Annotated in this window: 25 protein-coding genes; 11 read left to right on the top strand and 14 right to left on the bottom strand. The window is 64.4% G+C overall.

From position 1 onward, the window contains the following. Nucleotides 1–5: 5 nt before the first annotated feature. Nucleotides 6–956 (bottom strand): LysR family transcriptional regulator, encoded by a 951-nt coding sequence (locus BAUR9175_RS03480; RefSeq protein ID WP_096168194.1) that lies wholly within the window; start codon nucleotides 954–956, stop codon nucleotides 6–8. 71 nt (nucleotides 957–1,027) lie between these two features. Here BAUR9175_RS03480 and BAUR9175_RS03475 point away from each other — a divergent pair, with 71 nt between their 5' ends. Next, nucleotides 1,028–1,978, top strand: coding sequence for an EamA family transporter (locus BAUR9175_RS03475; RefSeq protein ID WP_096168192.1), 951 nt, complete (start codon nucleotides 1,028–1,030; stop codon nucleotides 1,976–1,978). A 70-nt stretch (nucleotides 1,979–2,048) separates the two neighbouring features. Here BAUR9175_RS03475 and phoU read toward each other — a convergent pair whose 3' ends face one another. Beyond that, nucleotides 2,049–2,711, bottom strand: coding sequence for a phosphate signaling complex protein PhoU (gene phoU, locus BAUR9175_RS03470; protein ID WP_009883643.1), 663 nt, complete (start codon nucleotides 2,709–2,711; stop codon nucleotides 2,049–2,051). 216 nt (nucleotides 2,712–2,927) lie between these two features. On the opposite strand from phoU, the gene BAUR9175_RS03465 reads away from it, so the two are divergent. Both BAUR9175_RS03465 and BAUR9175_RS03460 read left to right on the top strand, forming a co-directional pair. Continuing rightward, nucleotides 2,928–4,310: a sensor histidine kinase gene (locus BAUR9175_RS03465; RefSeq protein WP_236850509.1), complete on the top strand. Its 1,383-nt coding sequence runs from the start codon at nucleotides 2,928–2,930 to the stop codon at nucleotides 4,308–4,310. Further along, nucleotides 4,307–4,990: a response regulator gene (locus tag BAUR9175_RS03460; RefSeq protein ID WP_009883641.1), complete on the top strand. Its 684-nt coding sequence runs from the start codon at nucleotides 4,307–4,309 to the stop codon at nucleotides 4,988–4,990. The genes BAUR9175_RS03465 and BAUR9175_RS03460 overlap by 4 nt, the downstream gene beginning before the upstream one ends. An 88-nt stretch (nucleotides 4,991–5,078) precedes the next feature. On the opposite strand, the gene BAUR9175_RS03455 is transcribed toward BAUR9175_RS03460, so the two are convergent. Next, on the bottom strand, nucleotides 5,079–5,663 hold the full coding sequence (locus BAUR9175_RS03455; protein ID WP_069600878.1) for a hypothetical protein: 585 nt from the start codon (nucleotides 5,661–5,663) through the stop codon (nucleotides 5,079–5,081). A 329-nt stretch (nucleotides 5,664–5,992) separates the two neighbouring features. On the opposite strand from BAUR9175_RS03455, the gene BAUR9175_RS03450 reads away from it, so the two are divergent. Genes BAUR9175_RS03450 through BAUR9175_RS03435 form a run of 4 tightly spaced genes read left to right on the top strand, consistent with a single transcriptional unit; the run spans nucleotide 5,993 to nucleotide 9,033 of the window. Next, complete coding sequence (locus tag BAUR9175_RS03450; RefSeq protein WP_009883639.1) at nucleotides 5,993–6,475, top strand: CarD family transcriptional regulator; 483 nt, start codon at nucleotides 5,993–5,995, stop codon at nucleotides 6,473–6,475. Next, nucleotides 6,412–7,449 (top strand): IspD/TarI family cytidylyltransferase, encoded by a 1,038-nt coding sequence (locus BAUR9175_RS03445; protein ID WP_307722854.1) that lies wholly within the window; start codon nucleotides 6,412–6,414, stop codon nucleotides 7,447–7,449. The genes BAUR9175_RS03450 and BAUR9175_RS03445 overlap by 64 nt, the downstream gene beginning before the upstream one ends. Beyond that, nucleotides 7,446–8,000, top strand: coding sequence for a 2-C-methyl-D-erythritol 2,4-cyclodiphosphate synthase (gene ispF, locus BAUR9175_RS03440; RefSeq protein ID WP_069600877.1), 555 nt, complete (start codon nucleotides 7,446–7,448; stop codon nucleotides 7,998–8,000). Before BAUR9175_RS03445 ends, ispF begins: the two co-directional genes overlap by 4 nt. A gap of 7 nt (nucleotides 8,001–8,007) precedes the next feature. After that, on the top strand, nucleotides 8,008–9,033 hold the full coding sequence (locus tag BAUR9175_RS03435) for a hypothetical protein (protein WP_101582980.1): 1,026 nt from the start codon (nucleotides 8,008–8,010) through the stop codon (nucleotides 9,031–9,033). On the opposite strand, the gene BAUR9175_RS03430 is transcribed toward BAUR9175_RS03435, so the two are convergent. The 5 genes from BAUR9175_RS03430 to BAUR9175_RS03410 all read right to left on the bottom strand — a co-directional run bounded on the left by BAUR9175_RS03430 (nucleotide 9,003) and on the right by BAUR9175_RS03410 (nucleotide 14,231). Beyond that, a complete protein-coding gene (locus BAUR9175_RS03430) occupies nucleotides 9,003–10,313 on the bottom strand; it encodes an amino acid permease (protein WP_101582978.1) in 1,311 nt (436 codons plus the stop codon). The genes BAUR9175_RS03435 and BAUR9175_RS03430 overlap by 31 nt on opposite strands. Nucleotides 10,314–10,550: 237 nt before the next feature. After that, nucleotides 10,551–11,222 carry an MBL fold metallo-hydrolase gene (locus tag BAUR9175_RS03425; protein ID WP_069600874.1) on the bottom strand — a complete coding sequence of 224 codons (672 nt, stop codon included), beginning with the start codon at nucleotides 11,220–11,222 and terminating at the stop codon, nucleotides 10,551–10,553. Further along, the gene (locus BAUR9175_RS03420; protein WP_069600873.1) at nucleotides 11,222–12,313 is read right to left on the bottom strand and encodes an S-(hydroxymethyl)mycothiol dehydrogenase; all 1,092 of its coding nucleotides are present in this window, start codon (nucleotides 12,311–12,313) and stop codon (nucleotides 11,222–11,224) included. Before BAUR9175_RS03420 ends, BAUR9175_RS03425 begins: the two co-directional genes overlap by 1 nt. A gap of 245 nt (nucleotides 12,314–12,558) precedes the next feature. Beyond that, a complete protein-coding gene (locus BAUR9175_RS03415; RefSeq protein WP_083248838.1) occupies nucleotides 12,559–12,663 on the bottom strand; it encodes a methionine/alanine import family NSS transporter small subunit in 105 nt (34 codons plus the stop codon). Next, nucleotides 12,663–14,231 carry a sodium-dependent transporter gene (locus BAUR9175_RS03410; protein ID WP_069600872.1) on the bottom strand — a complete coding sequence of 523 codons (1,569 nt, stop codon included), beginning with the start codon at nucleotides 14,229–14,231 and terminating at the stop codon, nucleotides 12,663–12,665. The genes BAUR9175_RS03415 and BAUR9175_RS03410 overlap by 1 nt, the downstream gene beginning before the upstream one ends. A gap of 295 nt (nucleotides 14,232–14,526) precedes the next feature. Between BAUR9175_RS03410 and cysS the strand changes: the two genes are divergently transcribed. Both cysS and rlmB read left to right on the top strand, forming a co-directional pair. Beyond that, entirely contained in the window at nucleotides 14,527–15,978 is a 1,452-nt protein-coding gene (gene cysS / locus BAUR9175_RS03405; RefSeq protein ID WP_101582977.1) for a cysteine--tRNA ligase, read from the top strand. Nucleotides 15,979–16,056: 78 nt separating this feature from the next. After that, nucleotides 16,057–16,992: a 23S rRNA (guanosine(2251)-2'-O)-methyltransferase RlmB gene (rlmB, locus tag BAUR9175_RS03400; RefSeq protein WP_009884462.1), complete on the top strand. Its 936-nt coding sequence runs from the start codon at nucleotides 16,057–16,059 to the stop codon at nucleotides 16,990–16,992. Nucleotides 16,993–17,091: 99 nt separating this feature from the next. Here rlmB and BAUR9175_RS03395 read toward each other — a convergent pair whose 3' ends face one another. From BAUR9175_RS03395 to BAUR9175_RS03380, 4 genes are all read right to left on the bottom strand, one after another. Further along, complete coding sequence (locus BAUR9175_RS03395) at nucleotides 17,092–18,585, bottom strand: amino acid permease (RefSeq protein ID WP_009884463.1); 1,494 nt, start codon at nucleotides 18,583–18,585, stop codon at nucleotides 17,092–17,094. A 78-nt stretch (nucleotides 18,586–18,663) separates the two neighbouring features. Beyond that, nucleotides 18,664–19,557 carry an SDR family NAD(P)-dependent oxidoreductase gene (locus BAUR9175_RS03390; protein WP_226825620.1) on the bottom strand — a complete coding sequence of 298 codons (894 nt, stop codon included), beginning with the start codon at nucleotides 19,555–19,557 and terminating at the stop codon, nucleotides 18,664–18,666. A 171-nt stretch (nucleotides 19,558–19,728) separates the two neighbouring features. Beyond that, complete coding sequence (locus tag BAUR9175_RS03385) at nucleotides 19,729–20,997, bottom strand: DUF4032 domain-containing protein (RefSeq protein WP_009884465.1); 1,269 nt, start codon at nucleotides 20,995–20,997, stop codon at nucleotides 19,729–19,731. Nucleotides 20,998–21,000: 3 nt separating this feature from the next. Beyond that, a complete protein-coding gene (locus BAUR9175_RS03380) occupies nucleotides 21,001–21,771 on the bottom strand; it encodes an ABC transporter ATP-binding protein (RefSeq protein WP_009884466.1) in 771 nt (256 codons plus the stop codon). Between the two features lie 209 nt (nucleotides 21,772–21,980). Between BAUR9175_RS03380 and BAUR9175_RS03375 the strand changes: the two genes are divergently transcribed. Both BAUR9175_RS03375 and BAUR9175_RS03370 read left to right on the top strand, forming a co-directional pair. Then, nucleotides 21,981–23,054: a LacI family DNA-binding transcriptional regulator gene (locus BAUR9175_RS03375; protein ID WP_009884467.1), complete on the top strand. Its 1,074-nt coding sequence runs from the start codon at nucleotides 21,981–21,983 to the stop codon at nucleotides 23,052–23,054. Then, complete coding sequence (locus BAUR9175_RS03370) at nucleotides 23,051–24,118, top strand: LacI family DNA-binding transcriptional regulator (RefSeq protein ID WP_101582975.1); 1,068 nt, start codon at nucleotides 23,051–23,053, stop codon at nucleotides 24,116–24,118. The genes BAUR9175_RS03375 and BAUR9175_RS03370 overlap by 4 nt, the downstream gene beginning before the upstream one ends. 45 nt (nucleotides 24,119–24,163) lie before the next feature. Here the strand turns inward: BAUR9175_RS03370 and BAUR9175_RS03365 are convergent, their stop codons facing one another. After that, nucleotides 24,164–25,084, bottom strand: coding sequence for a trehalose-phosphatase (locus BAUR9175_RS03365; RefSeq protein WP_009884469.1), 921 nt, complete (start codon nucleotides 25,082–25,084; stop codon nucleotides 24,164–24,166). Continuing rightward, nucleotides 25,081–26,640, bottom strand: a complete 1,560-nt coding sequence (locus BAUR9175_RS03360; protein ID WP_083248837.1) for an alpha,alpha-trehalose-phosphate synthase (UDP-forming) — start codon at nucleotides 26,638–26,640, stop codon at nucleotides 25,081–25,083. Before BAUR9175_RS03360 ends, BAUR9175_RS03365 begins: the two co-directional genes overlap by 4 nt. Nucleotides 26,641–26,650: the final 10 nt, after the last annotated feature.

Here is a 26,650-nt window from a genome sequence, read left to right as displayed (position 1 = left end):
GGCTGTCACTTACTCGGGCTCGCGTCCGCAACTTCACTGGCCGTCACTTCGCCGGCCGCCACCTCGGCGACCGCCCTCATCTGCTCAAGGAGGAGGGCGATCGCCGGGGAGGCGCTCATCGAGGCTCGCCAGACGAGGTAGATCCAACGGGCGATGCTCGGATCATCGAGCTCGACGACGGTGACGTCGTCGGGCAGATGCGGTCGACCCAGCCGCGGCACCAGCGCAAGCGCCCCGACGGCCCGGACGAACTCGATCTGGGTGTCGTACTCCATCGCCCAGTACTCGATCCGCGGTTCGGTGTTGAGCGGGTCGAAGAGTGCGGTGAGCCAGCGGTGGCACACGCCGTTGCGCGGTGCCGAGACGAAGACCTCGCCGAGGAGGTCCTGGCGACTCACCCGACCACGCGCGGCCAGGTGGTGGTCGCGGTGCATGACGATGTCGGCCCGGTCGACCGTGATGAGCTCGGATTTGAGCGTCGAGGGTAGCTGGGGAGGCGCCTCCCGCCAGTCGAAGATGAGTGAGGCGTCGATCCGACCGGCCGTGACCATGTCGATGAGCTCATCGGGCTCTTCCTCGATGTTGGTGATCGTCAGCTCCGGCGCGGTGTCCTTGAGCAGCGGCAGGGACGGCACCAGCACCCCGCGGATGCCGGTCGAGAATCCGCCTACCGTGATTCGACCTCGTGGTTCGCCCGACCGTGCCCTGGCGTCGGTCTCGAGGCTTTCGAGATCCTGGAGCAGCTCGGCACCGCGACGGCTGAGCTCACGACCCATCGGGGTCAGTGCGATCCCACGTCCGGTGCGCTCGGTCACCGGTGCGCCGAGGTAGCGCGAGAGCTTCTGCAGCTGATGGCTGATGGCCGCCGAGGTGTAGCCGAGCGCGTCGGCAGTCGCCGTGACGGATCCGGCCGAGTCGAGAGCAACGAGCGTGCGCAGAGCGAGAGTGTCGATCATCAAATTATTTTAACGAAACCGCGCATTTATATTCAATGGAAATTTGATGCAGTGGCTGGGATCCTTGAAGCATGCGTCCCGTCCACTACATGCTCGCCCTGCTCGTCGTCGTCCTCTGGGGCGTCAACTTCATCTTCATCGACTTCGGGCTGCGGGACTGGCCGCCGCTGCTCCTCGTCGCCGCTCGCTTCACCCTCGTGGTGTTCCCGGCGATCTTCTTCGTGAAGTTCCCACACGGGGACTTCCGCCGCATCCTGCTCATCGGGGTGTTCATGTCCGCGGGCCAGTTCGGTCTGCTCTACACATCGATGTTCCTCGGTCTCCCGGCCGGTCTGACCTCGATCGTCATCCAGATCCAGGCGGCATTCACCGTCCTCGTCGCCGCGCTCGCACTGCGCGAGTTCCCGAATCGGCGTCAGATCATCGGCATCCTCATCGGCCTCTCAGGGCTGGGCGTCATCGGGCTGAGCCTGCAGGCCTCGGTCCCGATCGCAGCCTTCCTCGTCGCCCTCGGCGCCTCCCTGTCGTGGGCGATCGGCAATGTCATCGCCCGCGGTGTGAAGGAAGGGACCAACGGCGTGCAGATGACCGTGTGGTCGGCACTTGTCGTGCCGGTTCCGCTGTTCGTGCTCTCGCTTCTCGTCGATGGCCCCGCCGAGGTGGCCCATGCCCTGGCGCACCCGACCTGGGGTGTCGTGGCCTCGATCGTCTACACCGCCGGGTGCGCATCTCTCATCGGCTATGTCATCTGGAACTCGCTGCTCGCCCGCTTCCCGGCATCGCAGGTCGCACCGTTCTCGCTGCTCGTCCCGCTGGTCGGTGTGCTCTCTGCCTGGCTCGTCCTCGGCGACCGTCCCACAGTGCCCGAGCTCATCGGGGGTGTGCTCCTGCTCCTCGGCGTCGCGGTCACGACCGGAGTGCTCAAGACCATTGCGCGCAGCATCACGGGATCGAAGCAGCGATCACGGAAGGTCATCGCCAGCGAAAAGCCCGAGGCCGAACATTCGTCGGCCTCGGGCTGATTCGAGGTCTCACACCTGATGCAGAGTCTCACATCAGGTTCAGATGTCTCACACCTGTTTCAGGCGTATGTCACTTCTTCGACAGGTACGGTTCCCAGTTGCCGGTGAGCAGGTATTCGACCTTCTGGGACACGGACACCGCGTGGTCACCGAAGCGCTCGTAGTAGCGCGAGAGCAGGGTCACGTCGGCGATGTGACGAGGCGCCAGCGAACCGGCAGGTGCCTCGGCGAGCTTGGCGAAGATGCTCAGGTGCAGTTCGTCGAGCTCTTCGTCGATCGCGTTGATCGTGGGCACGGCTGTCAGGCCGGGGTTCGACAGCAGGTTCTCGGTCGCCTCGGCGATCTTCTCTCCTGATTCGCCCATCCGGGTGAACGTGTCGGAGAAGTGATCGGGGATCGCGGACTCGGGGTAGCGGATGCGCACCTGCTGGGCGATGTGGCGAGCCAGGTCGCCCATGCGCTCGAGGGAGGCGGACATCCGCAGGGAGCCGATGACCGCGCGCAGGTCAGCGGCGACGGGTGCCTGCAGGGCCAGCATCTCAGCGGCCTGCTGGTCGAGGGCGTACTGCATGTGGTCGATGACGGCGTCGGCTTCGATGACCTTTTCGGCCAGCTCCAGGTCGTTGCTGCGCAGGGCCTGGTTCGCCAGGCGCATCGCCTCGTGTACCTTGATGGACATGTCGACCAGCTGCGTGGCCAGGTCGTCCAGCTCATTTCTGAAGACTTCGCGCATTGACAACGGTTCCTTAATCTCGTGGATCTCTGGTGAGGCTGACGTGCCTCATGGTGTCCCGGGGCGGACAGCTGTCCGGTCAGGACAGGCACACTGTGCCAGCTTGACACGATTGGGTGAACGTTGTCTGGCGTGTAGGTGAATTCCACGGCAAAAGCGGCGCTCTGGGGCCGATTCGGTGCACCCGTGAAGCAGACTGCGCATAAGCTTGATGACGTGGACCTCTTGATCGTAGCGGTCCTGACCGGCATCGTCGGTCTGGGACTTGGCATAGCGGGAATTCTGGCGTTTCGTTTCAGCGAACGCTCCCGTGATGCTGCCGATCTGCATTCAGAGGATGACCTGCCGGAGGGCATCGCCGAGGTTCTGGCCGTGCTTCCCTCGGCCGCGATCGTCCTCGACGCCGGAGACGACGTCGTCAAAGCCTCCCCGGCCGCCTATACTTTCGGTCTGGTCAGAGGGCATTCCCTCGCCTCCCCTGAGATGCTGCGGATGGTTGAACGTGTGCGCTCCCGTGGCCTCATCGAAGAGATCGAACTCGAACAGAAACGTGAGCAGACGGACTCGGTCCTGCGCTTCCTCCACGCTCGAGTGGCCCCCTTGGGCACGAACTTCGTACTCGTCCTCTGCGACGACCAGACCGAGTCCAAGCGCGTCGATGCCGTTCGCCGTGACTTCGTCGCCAACGTCTCCCACGAGCTCAAGACCCCCATCGGTGCTATGGCGCTCCTGGCCGAGGCGGTCACCGACTTCTCCGATGACCCGCAGGCTGTCGAACGCTTCGGCGGACGCATGCAGCGCGAGTCGAAGCGCCTGACCCAGCTGGTGCAGGAGATCATCGACCTCTCCCGGGTGCAGGACCACACGGCCCCGTCTGCGACGGAGAAGATCTCCGCCGCCGAGGTGGTCGATGATGCCGCTGACCGTGCCCGCACGCGCGCCGAAGGCAAGAACATCCACATCGAGGTCTCGCCTCCTGGCCGGATGCTCATCGAAGGCAACTACGAACTTCTCGTCAATGCGGTGCGCAACCTCATCGACAATGCCATCAACTACTCACCCGACGGGACCCGCATCGGAGTCGGGGTCGAACTCGTCGACGAACGCGTTGAGATCTCCGTGACCGACCAGGGCATCGGGCTCTCCACCCAGGACACGGAGCGAGTCTTCGAACGGTTCTACCGCGTCGATCCGGCACGTTCGCGCATCACCGGCGGCACCGGTTTGGGGCTGAGCATCGTCAAGCACATCATCGCCACTCACGGCGGCGAGGTGAAGGTCTGGAGCCGACTCGGCAAGGGCTCGACGTTTACGATCGTGCTGCCGCTGGCAGGGACGGTCACCGACGACGAAGCATCCTCCTCGGCGCCGGATGGGGTCCTCCTCGAACACTCGGCACAGGCGGAAGCCGGAGCTGGCAGCGCTGCTGGAGCCGATGACGTCACCGAACACGACGCTCACGGCAACAGAGACGTTGACGAAGACGCTGAAAAAGACGGTGACAATGACGTTGACGGTGACAAGGGTGTCAGCACAGTGGAGAATGAGACAACCCAGGTTCTGAAAACCGGAAGCGAACAAAGGAAGCTCAAGACGTGACTCGAATTCTGCTTGTCGAGGACGAAGATTCGTTCTCGGACCCACTCTCGTACCTGCTCGGTAAAGAAGGTTATGAGGTGACTGTTGCCGATGACGGTTTGAAGGCTCTTGCAGAGTTCGACCGCAACGGTGCCGACCTCGTCCTGCTCGACCTCATGCTGCCGGGAGTCTCCGGCACCGAGGTGTGCCGAGAACTGCGCGTGAAGTCCAGTGTGCCGATCATCATGCTCACCGCCAAAGACTCGGAGATCGACAAGGTGGTGGGACTCGAGCTCGGCGCCGACGACTACGTGACCAAGCCGTACTCCTCACGTGAACTGCTGGCCAGGGTCCGTGCGGTGCTGCGACGCAATGTCGAGTCGGAGGGCTTCGACGACGAGTCGGTGCTCGAGGCCGGGGGAGTCCGCATCGACGTCGAACGCCACGTCGTGAGCGTTCGCGGCGAAGAGCTCTCGATGCCGCTCAAGGAGTTCGAACTCCTCGAGATCCTCATCCGCAACTCGGGTCGAGTGATGACGCGTGGTCAGCTCATCGATCGGATCTGGGGAGAGGACTACGTGGGGGACACGAAGACCCTCGATGTTCACGTCAAGCGCCTGCGCGCCAAGGTCGAGCAGAACCCTTCGGAACCGCGCCTGCTCACCACGGTGCGTGGGCTCGGCTACAAGTTCGAAGCCTGATCACCCGCAGACTCCACCCGACAGACAAGAAAGGAGCCGCCCACATGGGCGGCTCCTTTTCTTGTACTCAGCTCTCGTGCGGCTGTGCTCAGCCGTTGACTCCAACTGCAGACTCGCCCTGTTCACCGGACTGAGATGCATCGCCACTGGGCTGGGACGCATCCTCGCTGGGTGATTCCGAGGGCTTTTCGCTGGGAACGTACTCTTCGTACTGCGGCAAGGAGTTCGACAGGACCTGGGTCCGGATCGTCTTCTCATCGTCGCCGACCTTGACGGTGACATCGGCCAGATCGCCGGGCTTGGCCTTGAGGCCGTCCACAATGACCGGCTTCGTTGACGTCGCCGCCGAGCTCTCTGGGTCCTGAACGTAGGTCTCGCCGGCCTTGACCGACTCCTTCTGCGTCTTCTCGCCGACTTCCAGGGACACCGAAGCAGTCGAATCGCCCTTGTTGATGAGCGTGTAGAACAGCTGGGCCGGGCCCTCGCCGGACTCGTCCATGATGAGCATCATTCCGCGCACCTCGACGTCTCCGACCGAACCCCACGCACCGTCACCGGCGTTGTAGTGATACTCGGCAGTCTGGTGAGGTGACAGCATGCTTGCACATCCGCTGACGGGAATGATGAGAGCGAGTGCGGCAACTGCGAGTGCCGCGCGGTTGTGCCGTTTCATTTTGCTCCTTGAAGTGGCAATACAAGATCAATCTGTATACTACCCGGTTTTTGACCGGCCGTAGAACCCGGAATGCCTCCGAGCGAGATCGAGCGGGAGACAACGGAGATCGAGCGGGTGAGATCGAGTGGGGGAGTGCGGACCTGGAGGATGACAGTGCCCAGCCCAGGTGAAATAGTTTCAGCCCTGAGTTCTCAGCATTGCCCGTGATGGGGTGCTGGACGTGACGACGCGCAGCGGAGCCTAGCATGAAGATTCCCTACCCTGAACGATTTCTGTGGCGCGCCTCATGGTAAACTGGAGGTCCGCGAAAGGGGTTTGAAGAGAATATGAGTTTCGAGGTCGGCGACACAGTTGTCTATCCACATCACGGTGCAGCGACAATCCAAGATATCAAAAAACGAACCATCAAAGGTGAGGAGAAACTGTACCTCAAGCTCCAGGTCGCCCATGGTGATCTAGTCATCGAGGTTCCCGCGGAAAACTGCGATCTCGTCGGCGTGCGAGATGTCGTCGGTGAAGAAGGTGTCGAGAAGGTCTTCAACGTCCTCCGCGCCGAATTCGTTGAGGAGCCCACCAACTGGTCTCGTCGCTACAAGGCGAATCTTGAGAAGCTGCAGTCCGGTGACGTGATCAAGGTTGCCGAAGTCGTTCGTGACCTGTGGCGTCGCGAGCAGGACCGCGGCCTGTCGACTGGTGAGAAGCGCATGTTGTCCAAGGCTCGGCAGATCCTCGTTTCCGAACTCGCATTGGCCGAGAAGAAAGAGGAATCCGAGGCCGAGGCCATTCTGGACGAAGTGCTCGCGTCCTGAGTACCTGCGTCATCGTTCCGGCCGCAGGGTCGGGATCGCGCTTGGGCAGTGCAGACCCGAAGGCCCTCGTTCGGCTGAACGGGAAGAGCCTTCTGGCTCGCAGTCTTGAGACGATCATCTCCTCGGGAGTTGCTTCCGCAATTGTGGTCGCTGCTCCCGAGGAGTTTTTAATGCGTGCTCGCAGTGAAATCGATTCAATTGCAGAATCGACGCTGACGGATTCCGGAACTGATCATTCCGACATTTCAATCACAGTTGTAGCAGGTGGAAATGATCGAATCGAATCTGTGCAATTAGCCTTGAAATCCGCTGGTGCCGCAGACGTCGTTCTCGTCCACGATGCAGCCCGCGCGTTGACCCCGCCTGAGGTCTTCCGACGCGTGGTCGCAGCAGTCCGTGCCGGCGCCGAGGCGGTCGTCCCGGTCCTGCCGATGACCGACACCGTTCGCCGCGCCGAGACTCGACCCGCGGTGAAGTCGGATCGCGGTACCGCCGTGAACGACGGACCCTCGGCGCCTGAACCGCGGCCAGAGGCAAACGGTCGGCAACTTGTGGTCGAATCCAGTGCCGAGAGCGACCAGGAGTTACCGACTGTTGAGGTCCTCCACGGCGATCTTGATCGTTCGCGCTTGCGCCGGGTCCAAACGCCGCAGGGTTTCACTGCAAGCACCCTGCGCCGTGCACATGACAAATACGAAGAGGATCTCGCCTCCTCGGGGCCCGGGGCTGTCGCCGCGACCGATGACGCGGGACTCGTCGAGCGCCTCGGCGTCGATGTCGTTGCTGTTGACGGAGACGAAGAGGCCTTGAAGATCACATATCCGCTCGATCTTGTACTTGGTGAGCACATCGCGACGATGCGAGACGCTGAGGAAACCAAGCGGAGTGCCGAGGTGGCAGGTCGAGACGACACGATGAGCGCGGCGAGCGAGGCATCGGACAAGGCAGAGAGCGAACAAGGAGAGCGACGATGACAGTGGTGATTCCGCGTACCGGTATCGGTGTGGACGTGCACGCCTACTCCGAGGATCCCGCGCGTGAACTCTGGGTCGCGGGGCTGCATTGGCCCGGAGAACGCGGGCTCGAGGGGCACTCCGATTCCGATGTCGCCGCTCATGCGTGCTGTGATGCTCTGTTCTCCGCTGCGGGGATCGGTGATCTGGGACTGCATTTCGGTGTCGATCGACCCGAATTCGCCGGCGCTTCCGGGGCCACCCTCCTCGCCGAGGCTGCACGCCAGGTCCGCGCGGCGGGCTTCGAGATCGGCAATATCTCAGTCCAAGTCATCGGCAACCGCCCGAAGATCGGCACCAGGCGCGACGACGCTCAACGAGCACTATCTGCGGCAGCCGGCGCCGAGGTGTCAGTGTCAGGAACAACGACCGATGCGCTCGGACTGACCGGCAGGGGCGAAGGAGTCGCGGCGATCGCGAACGCTCTCGTCTACCCAGCTGCAAGCGGCGAGGCTGCGGCATCCGAGCCGGCACCGGCCGCGGAACCAGCATCGGCACCGACTCAGCGGTGAGCACGGCATGAAGGTCGTGTTCCAGGGTGCCGGGGCGATCGGCGCCGCAGCCGCAGCACTGTTCGGCAGACGCCACGAGACGGTTGTGGTCTCACGTTCGGCGAACCCGGGTTCTGAGGCTCTGAACTCGCCAGACACTGTGCGCCTGCAAGACACTGTGCGCCCGCAAAGTTCAGCACCAACGCGAGACACCGCGCGCCCGCGCGACGCGGCATACCCACGACGAGTGGGCTCGACTGGGCGAGAGACTGTGCGACGGGTGCCCGTTGTCGATTGGGCCACCGTGAGTTCAAGCTCGTGGGATCTTGTCGTGCTGACCACACGGCCAGGGGACCTCGACGAGCCGGTTGCAGCCTCTATCTCCGGGGCTCGTCCGAGCATCATTGCGATCACCAGCCAGGTCGACGGGGACCGAGATATCGCAGTATCGATGTTCCCGGAGTCCGAGATCCTCGTCTTCTCGCCAGCACTCCTGTCGGAGAGGACAACTGGCCGCAACGTCCGCTACTGGCAGCCGCCCGCGATGCCCGTGTTCATGGCCAGCGGCTGTCGGGACGCCGTGCGGCGCCTACGGCGTGAACTCGGTGGAGGCCTCATCGTGGCTGTTCCGGCCGCTCTGCTCTCCGCTCCACCGGCAGTATTCATTCCCTACGTCGCGGAACTGAGTGTGCGCGAGGGCAGTTGGACCGCGCTGAGAACGCACCTGCGGAGGCCCACTCAGGCATCCGCCGAGGCCGTACATGCCGTCACCGGTGTGCGGATACCGATGTCGGCACGAGGAGCCGGGCTCGTCCTCGACGCACTGGAGCTGTTCGTACCCATCGACGTCGGCGAGTATGCGGGCCGACATTTCGCCCGCCATGAGGGGCAGACCCTCGACATGCTCAACGGGTGGGCCGGACAGATGGCTCGACGTGCGGCACGACGGGACTCGCAGCGAAACCCCAAGCGAAACGCAGCTCCCGCTCTGGCTGAACTGGCTCCCGCTCTGGGCGAACTGGCTCAGGCTCTGCGCTTGCGCGTGACCAGGTAGCCGATGCCGTAGAGCGCTGCGGTGAAGACCAGGGTGCCGATGATCTGGATGCGCACGGACTCCACGGTCAGACCGAGGATGATGATCATGGCGATGCCCGCCAGCGTCGCATAGGACAGCCAGGGGAAGAGCCACATCTTCAGCGGCAGTTCTTCGCCGGCGGCCTCGGTACGGCGGCGGATGATGATCTGGGAGATCAGTGTCACGACCCAGGTGACGATGAGCGTGGACCCGACGATGTTGAGCAGCACACCGAGCACTTTGGCGGCCCAGAAGTAGTTCAGGGCCACTGCCACGAATCCGAACGCCGAGGTGGCCAGCACCGCGATCATCGGGACGCCGCGTCTGGTCGTGCGGCTCAGTCCTGGCGGAAGCATCTTCCGCTCGGACATGGAGAACGCCATTCGGGAAGCACCATAGATGTTCGCGTTCATCGATGACAGCAGTGCGATGACGATGACCGCGGCCAGGAGAGAGGCGATGACGGGGAGACCAGCGGTGTCGAGGACCGCGACGAAGGGTGACTCGGCCAGCCGTTCGTCCTTCCAGTCGAGCACGAGCACGATGATCGCCACGGAGCCGATGTAGAGGAACAGGATTCGCCACACAATGGTCTTGATCGCCTGTGTCACGCTGCGACTCGGGTTCGCGGTCTCGGCGGCGGCGACCGCCACGATCTCGATCCCGCCGAAAGCGAACGCGACGACGAGGAGACCGGCCGCAACACCGGGGAGACCTGTGGGCATGAATCCATCGGCGAAGATGGTCTCGGGCGGTTTTGCCGGGGTCCAGCCGAACAGGAATGCGGCGCCGAGGACGAGGAACAGGGTCACGAAGGCGACCTTGATGAGGGAGAACCAGAACTCGAACTCACCGAAGCTGCCCGAGGTGGTGAGGTTGATCGCGGTGAAGATGACCATGATGGCCAGAGCGATGACCCATTGTGGGACCGACGGCACGTAGCTGGCCGCGATCTGTGCAGCGGCAGTGGCCTCGGCGGCGACGACGAGGCAGAGCTGGACCCACCACAGGGCGCCGACGGCGAATGCGGCGGCAGGACCCATCGCTCGGCCGGCGTAGTGGGAGAAGGCGCCGGGATTCGGGTCGGCAGCCACGAGCTCCCCGAGTGCTCGCATGACGAAGACGACGATGAGCCCGGCAACCACATAGGAGATGAGAACGGCGGGTCCTGCGGCCTGGACGCCGGCACCGGAGCCGACGAAGAGGCCAGCTCCGATCGCTGATCCGAGGCTCATCATGACAAGGTGGCGCGGCTTCATTCCGACTTTGAGGCCGGCTCCGCCTCCCGCAACATCAGGCGTCGGTGCAGCTGATGATGCGTCTGCGGGTTCGGGCGGCAGCGGTGATTGAGATTCAGGCACCAGATGATTCTAACCTCCGACCCCAAACGAAGAGATGCCGTGGTCGCAGATCTGCGACCACGGCATCTTCAACCGGGAAACTCAGGCGCCACCTCGGCGAGTCAGAGGTTTCCGACTCTCACTGGTGTGCGGCTCTCACTCTCCGCGTTTGATCCAATCGTCCAACGACGGCGCTTCGGCGCCGATCGAGGTCGGCTCACCATGTCCGGTGAGGACGATGGTGGCGTCGGGGAGCTTGAACAGGACGTCCCTGATCGAGGCGATGATCGTGTCGAAGCTCGAATGGGAACGTCCGGTGGCTCCCGGACCGCCGTTGAACAGTGTGTCCCCGGAGAAGAGGACAGGCCCGACGGCACTGCCGGCACCGGCCGAGGCTGGGATCGGCAGTCCTGTTTCGATGAAGAAGCAGGTCGAACCGGGGGAGTGGCCCGGCGTGTGCAGTGCCTTGATCCTGACCCCGGCGACGTGCCAGGTGTCGCCGTCGGAGATCTCCGCATCGGGCCGGTAGCCCTCGTAGGTCATGTCCCAGAGGATATGGTCCTCGGGATTGAGGTGGACGGGCGGGTTGCCCACGCGATGTGCGAAGTCGCGCACGACTCCCACATGGTCGTCGTGACCGTGGGTCAGCAGGATCGCTTTGACCTCACGCGCCCCGACCTTCTCCGCGATGGCATTGACGTCATGCGCGGGGTCGATGACGATGACTTCGGAGTCGTCGCCGATGATCCAGACGTTGTTGTCGACATCCCAGGTTCCGCCGTCGAGCGAGAACGTTCCAGACGTGACCAGATGTTCGATTGCCGTCATCAGAGCTCCACCACCGATCGCAGTACCTTGCCTTGACTCATCTTCTCGAATGCCTCCTCGACGTCGCCGAGCCCGATGCGCTCAGACACGAACTTCTCCAAAGGCACGCGTCCCTGCTGATACAGGTCGACGAGCATTGGGAAGTCCCGTTCGGGCAGGCAATCACCGTACCAGGAGGACTTGAGGCGACCGCCGCGGCCGAAGACGTCGAGCAGCGGAACACTCAGCTCCATCTCCGGGGTCGGCACGCCCACGAGCACCACGGTGCCCGCGAGGTCACGGCCGTAGAAGGCCTGTCGCCAGGTTTCAGGTCGGCCGACCGCGTCGATGACGACGTCGGCGCCGAAGCCTCCGGTGAGTTCCTGGATGGCCTCGACGACTTCGTCCTCGCTCTTGCCGCGGGTATTGACCGTGTGGGTGGCTCCGAGATCCTTCGCCCAGTCGAGCTTCTTGTCATCGAGATCGAGGGCGATGATCGTGCCGGCACCGGCCAGCGCAGAACCGGCGATAGCCGAGCAGCCGACGCCGCCGCAGCCGATGACGGCCACGGTCTTGCCGCGGGTGACCTCGCCGGTGTTGATGGCGGCACCGATTCCGGCCATGACACCGCAGCCCAGCAGACCCACGACAGCGGGATCAGCCTCGGGGACCTTGGTGCACTGTCCGGCCGCGACCAGGGTCTTCTCTGCGAAGGACCCGATGCCCAGTGCGGCTTCGAGCTCGGTGCCGTCGGGCAGGGTCATCTTCTGCGAAGCGTTATGGGTGTCGAAGCAGTACCAGGGTTCGCCGCGCTTGCAGGCCCGGCACTCACCGCAGATGGCGCGCCAGTTGAGGATGACGAAGTCGCCCACCTCGACGTCGGTGACGCCTTCGCCGATCTCTGAGACCGTGCCGGCCGATTCGTGGCCGAGCAGGAACGGATAGTCGTCGCTGATTCCGCCCTCGCGGTAGTGGAAGTCCGTGTGGCAGACGCCGCACGACTTCACGTCGACGACGACCTCGCCGGGTCCCGGGTCGGGGATGACGATGTCTGTGAGTTCGACCGGCGCCCCTTTGCTGCGGGAGATGACACCTTTGACAGTCTGTGGCATTGCGTCTCCTAGTGCTCTGGGCGGTGTGCTCAATGCGTTGTCAACGGCTGAGTTCGCCCGACGATGAGTTCGTACAGCCCCCACCCTAACCAGGCATGGCGCTCACGACCAGTGTGCTCACCGAATGAGAATTCAGGTCAGCAGGCAGGCAGAGCAAAGGAGGCGGCTCGACTCCTTTCACCAGGTGTCGAACCGCCTCCGAGCTATCGGATCGTCAGTGTGAGATCACTGCCTTTCGGCGGTGATCACTCCTGGTCCGGGTGCTTACGCAGGTGCATGATTGCGGCGATGAGGCCGCCCCAGACGGTGACCATGGCGATGACCATCATGACGATTGCTGAGGTACCCATCAGTGTGCTCCTCCGTGAGTGGTGTTTGTGCGATTCTTTTCGGCCACAGAATCGGCGACGGCCGCTTCGGCCGCGTCGAGTGTCTTCTGGGGCCATTTGATCAGGGTCAGGACGATCGAGGCGATGATGAGCAGTCCGATCATGCCCCAGCCGAAGGTGCCCGTGAGGACGGCTGGATACTCTTCGTAGCCTTCGGTCGAGTAGGTCATGATCTGGGTGATGAGCATGTAGATGAGCACGATGGTCGTGAGACCGCCGAGGATGATCATCCAGAGCCAGCCCACCTTGAAGCTCGAGATCGCGTTGAGGTGATCACGCAGGACAGGAAGTCTGCGGGCGATCCAGCCGATGGTGATGAGCGCGACGACGGCACCGCCGACGATGCCGATGTTGTTGGCCCAGGCATCGATCGTGTCGAGGACGTAGAGGCCGGTGACGGTGGGCATGAGCAGGATCGAGATGACCGCCATGATTCCGCCGACGAGCAAGGTCGACGCCCTGTCGCCGAGGCCGAACTTCTCACGCACGGCCTGGATCGGGACTTGCACGATCGAGATGATCGACGTCAGCCCGGCGAACACGAGGCAGGCGAAGAAGGCGAAGCCGAACAGCGCGCCTCCCGGCATCTCCGAAATCAGTGTCGGGAACGCCATGAACGCGAGTCCGATGCCGCTCTCGGCAACCTCGGAGACCTGCGTGCCCTGCGCCGCAGCCATGAAGCCGAGAGCTGCGAAGACGCCGATTCCGGCGAGGATCTCGAACGCGGAGTTCGAGAAGCCGACGACGAGTCCGGCACCGGTCAGGTTCGTCTTCCGCTTCAGGTAGGAGGCGTAGGTGATCATGATGCCGAAGGCGATCGACAGTGAGAAGAAGATCTGCCCATAGGCCGCGATCCATACTGCCGGATCTGCCAGCGCAGCGAAGTCTGGGGTGAACAGTGCGTTGATGCCGTCGAAGGCGCCCGGCAGGAACAGGGCCCGGACAACGAGCGCGAGGAACAGGACGACCAGCAGCGGGATGAAGATCTTCGAGAATCGCGCGATGCCGTTCTGCACACCGGCCAGGAGGATTCCCAGCGTGGCGATCCACACGAGGATGATCGGAATCAGGATGCCGGGGACGAACTCGAACGAGATGCCCGGGTCGCTGGCGTGGAGGAACGTCTCGGTGAAGAACCCGGTCGCGTCATCGCCCCATGCCTGGTTGAGGGAGAAGAACATGTAGCACCCGGCCCAGCCGATGATGGCTGCGTAGTAGATGCCGATGAAGAAGGCCACACCGGTCTGGAACCAGCCGATGGGCTCGGCGACCTTCGATGCCATCCGGAACGCCAGCGGCGCTGAGCCGCGGGACCGGTGGCCCATTGCGTAGTCGAAGAACAGCAGCGGAATGCCAGCTGTCAGAAGAGCGACGAGATAGGGGATGATGAAGGCGCCGCCGCCGTTGTCGTACGTGATGTACGGGAAGCGCCAGATATTGCCGAGGCCGACTGCCGACCCGATGGCTGCGAAGATGAACGCGCCGCGGGTGGCGAAGACCTCCCTCTGGGGTGCTTTGGTGGAAGACACGGTGTTCCTTTCTGTCCAACCACATTGTTGTGAGGCTGATGCCGGTATGACGGTCTGCTGTGACGAAATCGCCGGCAAGCGAGCGTACCGCCTACGAGGATAGCCTCGTGATGAAGCGGGCGCGGTCGCGTTGACTTGCTCCCCAGCATACTGGGAGGTCACTATGAAACGTGCCCCAAGTCACGTGAGCTGTGTAACACTCTCGTATCAAATGTCGGACACCTCATAGTCGTCCCCGAGTCATGATGCCCGCGCAGACAGCAACACAGCGCTTGTCCCCGGTAGACTTGTGTGCGTGACTATCGCTCTGTACAACACCGCCAGCCGCACCACCGACGAACTGCGCCCCGTCAATGCCGGGCACGTGGGCATCTACGTCTGTGGTGCCACGGTGCAGGGCGAGCCACATATCGGCCACCTGCGCTCGGCCTCGGTCTTCGACCAGCTTCGTCGTTGGCTGATGTACCGCGGCTACAGCGTCACCTTGGTCCGCAACGTCACGGACATCGACGACAAGATCCTGTCGAAATCCGCCGAGGAGGGGCGACCCTGGTTCGCCCACGCCTTCAAATACGAGCGGGCCTTCACCCAGGCCTATGCCGCCCTCGACGTGCTGCCACCCAGCTACGAACCCCGCGCCACCGGGCACATCACCGAGATGATCGAACTCATCGATCGACTCATCGACGCGGGGTATGCCTACCCGGCACTCGATGACAGCGGCGATGTCTACTTCGCGGCCACCTCGTGGGCGGACTATGGGGAACTGACCAACCAGCGCCTCGAGGACATGGAACCCGCGAACGATGCGGACATGCGGGGCAAGAAGGATGCCCGGGACTTCGCGCTGTGGAAGGCGCACAAGCCCGGCGAGCCCGGCACCGCCTCGTGGCCGGCTCCCTGGGGTCGGGGCCGACCGGGCTGGCACATCGAGTGCTCGGCCATGTCGACGAAGTACCTCGGCGAGAATTTCGACATCCACGGGGGCGGGCTTGACCTGCGCTTCCCTCATCATGAGAACGAGCTGGCCCAGTCACGCGCGGCCGGTGACCGGTTCGCCAATATCTGGATGCATTCGGGCCTGCTCAATGTGGGCGGGGACAAGATGTCGAAGTCGCTCGGCAACTCGGTCTTCGCCTCCGAACTCTTCCACCGCTACAGCCCGCTGGCCGTGCGCTTCTTCCTCACCGGTGCCAGCTACCGGTCGATCCTCGAGTTCTCACCCGAGGCCATGGACCGGCAGACGGCCTCGCTGGACCGCCTGGCGAACTTCCTGCAGCGTGCCCGGCAGACTCTCGGCGAGGATGCTCCCGCACTTCCCGAAGTCAGCGACGGCTACAGCACTCGCGGCGTCGACGTGCCCGCGGAGTTCGCAGCGGCGCTCGACGACGACCTCGGCGTGCCCCGTGCGCTGTCCGTGGTCTTCGCGACGGTCACCGAGGGTGCGAAGCTCCTCGACTCCGGTCAGGATCGGAGCCAGCTCACGCAGATCGTCGCCGAGGTGGAGCTCATGCTCGATATCCTGGGAGTCAATCCCAGCGCCGAGGCATGGGCTCAGTCAGGAACGAATGCGACGGTGGAAACGGCGCTGGATTCCCTCGTCGATGCGCTCGCCTCACAGAGGGCTGCGGCGAAGGCGGAGAAGGACTTCGCCACCGCCGATGCGATCCGGGACAGTCTGGCATCTGCCGGAATCGTCATCGAGGACACGGCCGACGGCTACCGCTACCACGTCAAAGACAGCTGACCCACCGCACTTCGCTCAGAAAATCTCTCCCGGTGACGGACTCCGGTTCGCCACCACCTACGACTCTTAAGGAATCACATGGCTTCCAACCCACGCTCCGGCGGCTCGAAGAAGGGCCCGACCAAGGGCTCCGGCGGCAAGAACAAGCGCAGCCTGCAGGGCCGCGGGCCCACGCCCAAGGCCGAGGACCGCGTCTATCACAAGGCGCACAAGACGGCAGCGGCCAAGAAGGCCTCCAGCGCCAACCAGGCCAGGCGCCGCAAGAAGGAGAACGGTCCGAACATGGTCGCCGGGCGCAACTCGGTGCTCGAGGCTCTGCGCGAGGACGTTCCGGCAACCGCGATGTACGTCGCCGGTCGCATCGACTCCGATGACCGTGTCCGTGAGGCCATCACCCTGGCCACCAAGCGCGGCATCTCGATGCTCGAGGCGAGCAAGCCCGACCTCGACCGGCTCACCGATGACGCGATCCACCAGGGCATCGCCCTACAGATCCCGCCGTATGACTACGCCGAGCCCCGTGACCTGCTCGAGGTCGCAGCCGACCGGGCCGAGGCTCCGCTGCTCGTTGCCCTCGACGGCATCACGGACCCGAGGAACCTCGGCGCCATCGTGCGCTCGGCGGCTGCCTTCGGCGGGCACGGGGTCATCATCCCCGAACGTCGTGCCGCTTCGATGACCGCCGCCGCGTGGAAGACCTCCGCCGGTGCCGCCGCCCGCATCAAGGTCGCCCAGGTCGTCAACCTGGCGCGCGCCATCGACGAGCTCAAGAAACAGAACGTCTTCGTCGTCGGACTCGACATGGACGGTGAGGTCGAGCTGCCGGAGCTGACCTTCAGCCGCGACCCGCTGTGCATCGTCGTCGGCTCCGAGGGCAAGGGCATTTCGCGTCTCATCGCCGACAAGTGCGACCAGATCGTCTCGATCCCGATCGCTGCGACCACGGAGTCCCTCAACGCGGGAATCGCTGCGGCCGTCTCCCTCTACGAAGTCGCCCGCACCCGCCGCGGCTGACAGCGACCAGCCCGAACTGAACCTCCCCGACGTCACTAAAAGTGCCCGGCGCCGGGGAGGTTTTGTGACATCGGGAGGTTGAGCGAACCGTATCGCGGCTCAGGCGTCCATGCTCGCGCGGTAGTCGCTGTCGCTGAGGGCGCCGACGCGGGAGTGGCGGCGGCTGTAGGTGAGGTAGACGACGAACCCGACGACCATCCACAGGCCGAAGACGATCCAGGTGGTTCCGCCGAGGTTGACCATGAGGAACGCACACGCCAGCGAGCCGAGGATCGGAATGACCGGGCCGAAGGGCACCTTGAATGAGCGCGGCAGGTCCGGACGCTTCACACGCAGGTAGATGACGGCGATGTTGACGAGGCAGAAGGCGAAGAGCGTGCCGATGCTCGTGGCATTCGCCAGCTCGCCAAGCGGAATCAGCGCCGCAGTGATCGCCACCAGGACACCGGTGACGAGCGTGCCCACCAGGGGAGTGCCGGTCCGCGGGGAGACGATGCCGAAGACACGCGGGACCATACCGTCGCGGGACATGGTGAGCAGGATCCGTGACTGTCCGTAGAGGACGGTGATGACGACCGAGAGGATCGCGAGGACTGCGGAGGCCGCGAAGATGAAGACCGCAAGGTTGGACTGCGTGAGCTCGTGGACGATCTGGACCAGGGGAGCCTTCGCGGTCTCGAACCACTGCCACTGCCGTGCACCGATCGCAGCCACGGCGACGAGCACGTACATGGTGGTGACGATGACCATCGAGAGGATGATCGCCCGCGGCAGGTCCCGTTTCGGGTTCTTCGCCTCTTCACCGGCGGTCGAGGCCGCGTCGAAGCCGATGTAGGAGAAGAACACACTCGATGCCGCGGCGGTGACACCGGCAGCACCCATGGGCAGCAGCGGTTCGAAGTTGCCGGCCTTGAACGCGGTGAAGGCGACGATGGCGAAGAACACGAGGATGCCGAGCTTGACGAACACGATGATCGTGTTGACGATGCCGGACTCCTTGGCCCCGCGCATGAGCAGGACCGTGGCGAGGAGGACGACGATGAGGGCCGAGAGGTTGATGACTCCGCCGGGGCTCTCGGCGATGCCGGGGCCGGCCGACAATGACGCGGGCAGCTCCAGGCCGAAGATCCGCAGCGTCTCATTGACGTAGTCGGCGGCACCGACGGCCACGGCGGCGACGGAGACCGCATATTCGAGGACCAGGCACCACCCGCAGACCCAGGCCACACCCTCGCCGAGGGTCGCATAGGAATACGAATAGCTCGACCCTGACACCGGAACCATACCCGCCATCTCCGCATAGCTGACAGCGGAGAGCAGGGCCGTGATTCCGGCCAGGATGAAGGCCAACCAGACGGCGGGACCGGCGATCGGAACAGCCTCACCGAGGATGACGAGGATGCCCGTGCCCAAGGTGGCGCCGACGCTGATCATCGTCAGCTGGAAGACGCCGAAGGTTCTGCGCAGACCGCCGGTGGACGCGTCCTGGGTGTCCTCGATCATGCTGGTGATCGACTTGCGACGCACCAGCTGAGTGCTCAGCCGAGTTCGTTCGGTCGCTGCAGGGGAGGGCACGTTGTCTCGAGCGGTCATGCGAATATTCTTGCACGAGCAGTCACGACCGTCGCACGCGACCGCGTACGACCGCCGCGACTGCGTACGACCGGAGACTTACAGCCGCGGGGAGAAGCGACCGTCCTGTGCCATCCAGCCGCCGTCGACGAGCTGCGAGTGTCCCGTGACGTAGGTCGATGCGTCGGAGGCGAGGAAGAGCACCGGCCCGGCGATCTCGTGCAACTGGCCCCAACGGCCCAGAGCGGTCTTCTCCGCGTAGGCGTTCCACCATTCCTCATCGGCCTTGATCTGCTGAGTCAGAGGAGTGTCGAAGGGCCCTGGCAGGATCGCGTTGACGCGCACGCCCTGCGGACCCAGCTCGCTGGCCAACGTCTTCGTCAGCTGCACGACCCCGGCCTTGGCTGCGGCGTAGAGGCCCTGGCCCGGTTCGATCGCCAGCGCTCGGAATGAGGAGTAGGTGACGATGGAGCCGCGTCCGCGCTCGGCCATCTCGGCACCGAACCCGCGCATGAGACGGTAGGTGCCCTTGAGGTTGATGTCGATGACCCGGTCGAACTCCTCATCGGTCGTCGACAGCAGTCGTTTGCGCACGTTCGCGCCCGGGGTGATGACGAGGACCTGCGCTTCCGGGTGAGCTGCGACGAGGGCGTTGACCGACTCGGAGTCGGTGATGTCCACGCGTGCGGCTTCGGCGCCCGGCGAGGCGGTGGCGCTGTGCCCGCCCTTGCCTGTGCTTCCCGCATCTCCCTGGCGTTGGCTGATGATGCGCACCGTCTCCTCGGCGCCGTCGACGTTGAGGTCGGCGACGACGACATGAGCACCGGCATCGGCGAGTCCGATCGCACTCGCCTGACCCAGTCCGGATCCGGCACCGACGACGACGGCGGTGCGGCCGCTGAGGTCGAAGAGCGCGGGAATCGAGGGGTTGTTCTCATTGTTCGGCATGGAGTTCTGCTTCGCCGGTGCTGAATCTTGTGGGACTTGCGACATCGGAGGTCCTTCCGGGGTTCTGATCGAGTGGACGGCCATGATGGTGGTCATCGTGGACGGCGATCCTGGTGATCTCAAAGATATGCCCGCCGAGGCGGCTGTCGGGTCCACGTTCCACGTAATGGAATCCCGACCACGGCCTACCTTGCCCGAATCTGTGCAGCCGGAGGCTCAGAACTTCTGGCTGTCGACGTAGAGCGCTTCGTCGGGGAGGTTGGAGAGGTAGTCGACGATGAAGTAGGCGATCGCCTCCATCGTCGGGATGTCGCGCTGCCTGGCCCGGGACATCACGCGCCGGTGTTCGATGAATTCGTAGAAGATCTGACCGGGTTCCAGCTTGTGCGTGAGGTTCTCCGGGATGGCGGCGATGAGGGGTTTGTAGACCTCATTGAGCCAATGCCGGGCGGCCTCCTCCTCGCCGAGTTCGACGGGCAGTTCTCCCGAACCGTGGGCTCCGCCGGTGAAGCCGGGGGCGCTGCGGTGGGAGTCTAAGTCGTTGAGCATGGTCCGCGCCTGGTTCTCGTTGGCGCCGATGCCGGTCAGGCGCAGGAGCCTGCGCGAATGGTGGTTGGGCTCGACGACCTTCGGTTCGACCAGCAGGCTGACGCCGTCGAGGTCGGTGGTCACGGTGAGTTCACCCAGGTCGAAGCCCAGGTCGTTGAGGCGGCGGATGCGTTCGTCGATGCGCCAGCGTTCGTTGACGGAGAACTCCTCGACCCGGGTCAGCTCGGCCCACAGCCCGTTGTAGGCCTCGAGCAGGCGCTCCCCGGCGGCCAGGGGGTCGACCTCGGGATCGATGAGGCCCGCGGCCTGCAGGTCGAGGAAGTCACCGGCGATGTTCGTCTTTGCGATCCGCAGATCCATCTGCCGCTGACCGTCGGAGAGCTGATCGTGGAGCTCACCGGTCTCCGCATCGACGACGTAGGCGGCATAGGCGTCGGCGTCGCGCCGGAACAGGGTGTTCGACAGCGACACATCGCCCCAGTAGAAGCCCACGAGGTGGAGCCGGGCGAGGAGGACGGCCAGGGCGTCGACGAGGCGCCCGGTCGTGTCCTCGGCCAGGGACCGCGAGAACAGGGCGCGGTAGGGCAGTGAGAAGTCCAGATAGGCCGTCAGCAGCGCTCCGGGCAGCTCCTTCGCCGAGGTGGTGCTGCGGTTGGTCACATAGGCGCGCGGTTCGACCGTGGGCACGGCCAGATTCCCGAGCACGCCGAGGATGTCGAATTCGCGCAGCGCCCGACGGTCGTCGGTCTCCTTGATCGCGAGGACCTCCTCGCCGATTTCGACGAAGCGCACGACGTGGCGGGAGATTCCACGGGGCAGCCCGCCGAGGAAGTCATGGGGCCAGTCACCGAGCGGAAGATGCCAGGGCAGCTGTGCTATCGCATCATGATCGGCACTGTGGACCGCATGGATCTGCGGTGCTGTGGTCTCGGGCACCGATCAGGAGTCCACGTCCGAGATCGAGGCGACGAGCGCCTCGGCGACTTCAGGTTTCTCCACCCCGATCAGACGCCCGTGGTCGAGGAAGGCGATGCGGTCGCCGAGGACCTTTGCGTCCTCGAGATTCGCTGTGGCATAGAGGGTGGTCAGCCCGAACTCCTGCTGCAGGTCCTTGACCAGGCGCAGGGTGTCGGCCTGGTGCTCGGGGACGAGGTTGACGACCGGTTCGTCCATGATGAGGACCTTGGGCTGACGGACCACGGCCCGGGCCAGGGCGATCGTCTGGCGCTGCAGGGCGGAGAGGTCGCCGGGCACATCGTCGAGGATGTCACGCAGCCCGATCTTCGAGGTCACGGACTCCACACGGTCGCGGATCTCCTCGGCGGGGAGACCATCGACGCGGAGGGCGAATCCGAGGTTGTCGCGCACGCTCATGTGCGGGTAGAGGGCGTAGCTCTCAAGGGCGAGGGTGACATCGCGATCGTTGACCGCGGCATGGGTGACATCGTTTCCGTCGATGAGGATCGTGCCGGTCTTGGGGGCCTCGAGGCCGTGGAGCATGCGCAGGATGGTTGACTTGCCGGACCCGGACGGGCCGTAGAGGACGAGGAACTCTCCGTCGTCGATGAAGAGGTTGAAGGGGTGAACCGAAGGGGACACCGTGTTCTCGTAGGCGTGACTGAGGCCATTCAACGACACTGTTGACATGTTTCCTCCTAAAAGATTCGTGAGCAGCTGGTCGTCGGTGACCTGGCGGGGATGCTCAGTCATCCTCATCCTAAGCCGTCGACTGCGCCCGGTGACAGTCAATTCGACAATGCGTAGAGTGATTCTCAGCACTGTGCCAGCGCGCGGGCGCACAACTGGGCGAAAGCTGGGTGAGAAACCGCGGATCTCACGATTGCTCAACACATCCTGACAGCCCGACGGGCAGGCCCTCAGAGTGACAAGATAGTTTGTGAGAACGGCGTGTCGCATGGGTGGGAGACGCGAATTCTGAACCGGCGGAGCTCGATGCGGCCCAGATCGCCGAGGTGGTCGCCGGGCAGGCTGACCCCGATAGACTTCCCGGTATGAAGGTCAAGCTTGACGACGTCGCCGCCCGGGCAGGCGTGTCCTTGGCGACCGTCTCCCGTGTCCTCGGCAAGCGCGGTGCCGTCGCCGAGGAGACCCGAGCCAGAGTGCTTGAGGCCATGGATGCGCTGGGATACTCCCGCTCCACCCTCCTGCACGAGGCGCCGAGGCGCTTGGTCGCCGTCAGCGCACCCGGGAACCCCGAATACTGGCAGGTTCAGGTCTGCACCCGCGTGGCCACAGCACTGCAGGAACACGGCCTGCTCATCACCCGACCTCCCGTCGAAACCGAGACGACCCCGCTTGAGGTCGCCGTCGATGCCGGTGCCGTTGCTCTCGTGACGCCGACCCTGACGAGCCTGCACACCGATATCCCCTGCATCCGCGTCGACGAACAGTCGGCGGTGGACTCCGATGATGTCAGCGGCGACATCATCGCCGCCCGCCTCGACCTCGGCGGGGGAATGACGACGGCCTTCGAACATCTCCAAGCCATCGGTCACCGCCGCATCGGTCTCATCTGCAACGACAGCGGTGAACTGGCGGTCCAGCTGATCAGACGCTTCCGGGCCGAACATCCCGCACGCAATTTCGGGGTCAGGCTCGATGACTGGATCGCACAGGTTCCGAAGTCCTTCTCCGGTGGTTCGCGTGCCGTCCTCGATCTCAAGGATGCGACCTGCACCGCCGTGATCGTGCAGTCGGCACTGCAGCTGCACGGGGCTCTGCATGGTCTGCGCAACCGGCACCTGCAGGTCCCACGCGACATGTCGATCGTGGGCTTCGGTGACTCGCCGACGATGAAGTTCACCGGTCCGCCGGCCACAGTCCTGGGCATCGACGTCGAGGGACTCTCGCAGGCACTCGTCACCGCGACACTGTCGACGCTGAAGATCTCCGGCGATGACCTCCAATCGGTCCCACCGGTGTTCCGGCCCCGGCTCTTGGCCCGAGCCTCAACGACGGCGGCGCGACAGTGAACTCGGCAGCCAACCCACCGTCCAGCACTCCCGAGACTGGTGAACACAAGCATGTAGGTCTCGATGCCATCGCCGAGGCGGCAGGAGTGTCGAAGGCGACGGCCTCGCGAGCACTGCGCAACCCCGACTCGGTCTCCGCCGGTTCCCTGGCCAAGGTCAGGCGGGCCTTGGCCATCCTCGGCGTGGATTCGGGCACCCGGGAGACACCGCCCAGGCAGATGATCGCCCTGGTCAGACCCACCGTGGCGCCCGGGAACGTTGACCCCTACGCACGCCTCTTCGAGCTTCTGACCAGCAAAGTCTTCGCACAAGGAATCGCGGCCGTACACGTGGAGGCTGCCGTTGAACGCGCCGATGCCCTGGCCGAATCGCTGCTGGGCCCGCACGGGAGCAAGCCGCATGTGCAGGGTGCGATCGTCCTCGGCGGGGGAGCGGCCGGTGAGCTGGCGGCGAAACTGGCCGAGCGTGACCTGCCGCAGATCAGAGTCTCCAACGCCCGACACTCGGACGGCATCTCCCGCATCGTCCTCGACGCCACGGACGGAATCGCGACCGCCGTGCAGCACCTCGTCCACCTGGGCCACCGTCGGATCGGGCTCGTCGTGCTGCGTGACTCCGCCGCAGCCGTGCGCATCGCCGGGTTCCGCAAGTCCATCGCCCAGGTCCTCCACATTCCCGCCACCCGTGATCAGGCCCCCGTCGTCGAAGCTGCCGGCGGCACCATGGCCGGCGTCGCCGCAGCCGAGGAGCTGCTGGGCCAGCAGTGTTCGGCCGTCATCGCCTGTGCACCCTCGCTGTCCTTCGGCATTCTCGAGGCTGCCGGCCGCGCTCGCCTCGACGTCCCCCGCGATCTGTCCCTGCTCACGGTCGGGGACATGCCCGATGCCGATGTCATCGCCCCGCCGCTGTCGCAGGTCAGCTACGACTGGGAGGCGATCGCGGTGTCCGCGCTCAACGAGGTCAGAGCGATGATGGCCGATCCCGGCGCCGAGGTGGCCATCGACTATTCGGTGACCCCGGACCTTGTCCTGCGCGCCAGTGCAGTGCCCCCGCAACGACGCTGACAGCGTGTGCTTCGCCGATGAGATGGAGCCTGAGCCGAGGCTTCGTCAGGCCCGTGGCAGGTGTGCCACCTGCGCGCGGCGCTCGTTCGCCAGACGGGTGAGAAGCTCGGCGACCGCGTCGGGGTCCGTGATTCGCCAGGGTGCGCGAGTCGGGGCGGGTCCGACCTTGATGCTCAGGCTCGTGGTCAGGTTCTCGAGCTCGGCGAAGGCATCCTCGTCGGTCACATCATCGCCGAGGTAGAGGACCGCCGAGGGTGACCCGGCGGCGATGAGGGATCGCAGTCCATCACCCTTCGTCGCAGTCTTCACCGCAAGCTCGGTGATGTCGTGACCCTCGATAACGCGGATCCCAGGATATTCGGCCTGCACGGCGATGACATGGGCGTGCAGTGCGGAGGCGAATTCCTCGTCGAGGCCGCGCGTGTGCACCGTGCGTGAGAACGGCTTCCGCTCCACCCTCACCTCGGTGTCTGAACCTGTCCGCATGTCCGACCCAGTCTGTATGTCCGAGCCCGACCGTACCTCCGAGCCTGACCCCGCGGACAGGTCGAGTTCGAAGGACTCGATGTGGGCGTCGATGGCGGTGAGCATCTGCTGTTCCTCGGTGCTGACCTCAGGTGACGTCATCGACACCTCGGGGACAGACGAGGAGCCCAGCTCCACCTCGGCGCCGTGCGAACCCACCAGCCACACGCCCACAGGCGGGTCGGCAAGCCGACGCAGGGTGGTGACGTCGCGTCCAGAGACCAGAGCCACCCGGGTCGCGGGCAGGATGCTGAGGCCAGCGATCGCCTGCGCCGACTCCGGGAGCATCCGGGACAGCTCGGGATTGTCCTGCAGCGGGGCGAGGACACCGTCGAAGTCGAGAGCGATGAGAGCCGAATCGGCGCCGGTGAGCTGCCCAAGGTCGAGGGCGTCCGAGGGAGTGTATTCGGGAGTCGACTGTGGTGACGAATCCGCTGTCACTGACGATCCTCACCAGGTGCATGTGTAACGGTGGAGGTGACGCGATCCGAGGCCGTCGTCGACCGCTCGGGCAGGGCGGCGGGACGGTCGGGGATGATCGCCTCCGGGTTCGTGTGAATGGCCTCGAGTTCGGCGAGGAACTTCTTCGACCAGATGCTCACGGTGTCCGTAGCGATCTTCTTGCGCATCTGCCTCATCCGCCGTGAACGCGTCTTCTCATGCATCTGCACGGCGTCGAGGATGCCGGCCTTGAGGTCGCCGATGTCGTGCGGGTTGACCATCACAGCACTCTTGAGCTGGTCGGCGGCACCGGTGAACTCGGAGAGCACGAGAGCCCCGTCGTCACGTCTGCGGCAGGCCACATACTCTTTGGCCACGAGGTTCATCCCGTCGCGCAGGGCGGTCACGAGCATGACGTCGGCGGCGAGGAAGAACGCCGTCATCTCATCGCGCGGATAGGAATGGTGGAGGTAGTGGACGGCGATGGACCCGACTTCGGCCTGCTCGCCGTTGATCCGCCCGACCGCCAGCTCCACGTCGTGACGGATGATCTTGTACTGTTCGAGCCGCTCCCGCGACGGGGTCGCGATCTGGATCAGGACGACATCCTCGACGTCGAGCTTGCCCTCGGCCAGCAGCTCCCCGAACGCCTTGAGACGGTGCCGGATGCCCTTCGTATAGTCCATCCGATCGACTCCGAGCATGATGACCTTCGGATTGCCGACCTCTTCGCGGATCTGCCGGGCCCTCTCGATGATCTTCGGATCACGCGCCAGCTCCTCGAGGTACGGGGTGTCGATGGAGATGGGGAAGGCCTCGGCGCGCACGATGTGCTCCGGCAGGAAATCACCTGCCGGGACGTTGACGGTTGAGCCCTTCGTCGTGAAGTTGAGACGCCCACGCACAGCACGTCGGAAGTTCGCGGCATCGGCCGGACGCTGGAATCCGACGAGGTCCGCGCCGAGGAGGCCGCGCAGGATCTCGTCGCGCCAGGGCAGCTGGGCGAAGAGCTCGAACGGCGGGAAGGGAATGTGGTTGAAGAACCCGATCGCCAGGTCCGGTCGCATCCGTCGCACCAGCTGCGGAACCAGCTGGAGCTGATAGTCATGGACCCAGACGGTTGCACCCTCAGCAGCCACCTCGGCGACCTTGGCCGCGAAGCGCTCATTGACTCGCACATACGAGTCCCACCAGGTGCGGTGGAACTCGGGAGGAACGATCACATCGTGATAGAGAGGCCAGAGAGTTGCATTGGAGAATCCTTCATAATATTTGAGGACATCCTCACTCGTGAGGGTGACGGGAACCAGATGCATGCCGTCGATGGTGAACGGGTCGAAATCAACATCGGGCACCCCGGTCCAGCCGATCCACGCACCCTCCTGAGACTTCATCACCGGAGCCACGGCAGTGACCAAACCCCCAGGTGAGGTACGCCATCCTTGGCTTGTCTCGGCTGGGTCCCGGTCCACGGGCAGTCGGTTTGCGACAACAACGAAATCGCTGTCGCCATACGGAGATGCGGTAGTGGTTTCGGCAGAGTTGACGGTGTTCATCTGCGCCTCC

Origin of the sequence: Brevibacterium aurantiacum (assembly GCF_900169065.1) — a bacterium.
GTDB lineage: Bacteria > Actinomycetota > Actinomycetes > Actinomycetales > Brevibacteriaceae > Brevibacterium > Brevibacterium aurantiacum.
The sequence above is the reverse complement of the archived record's forward strand: the minus strand, read 5'-3'. Positions and strand labels throughout refer to the sequence as shown.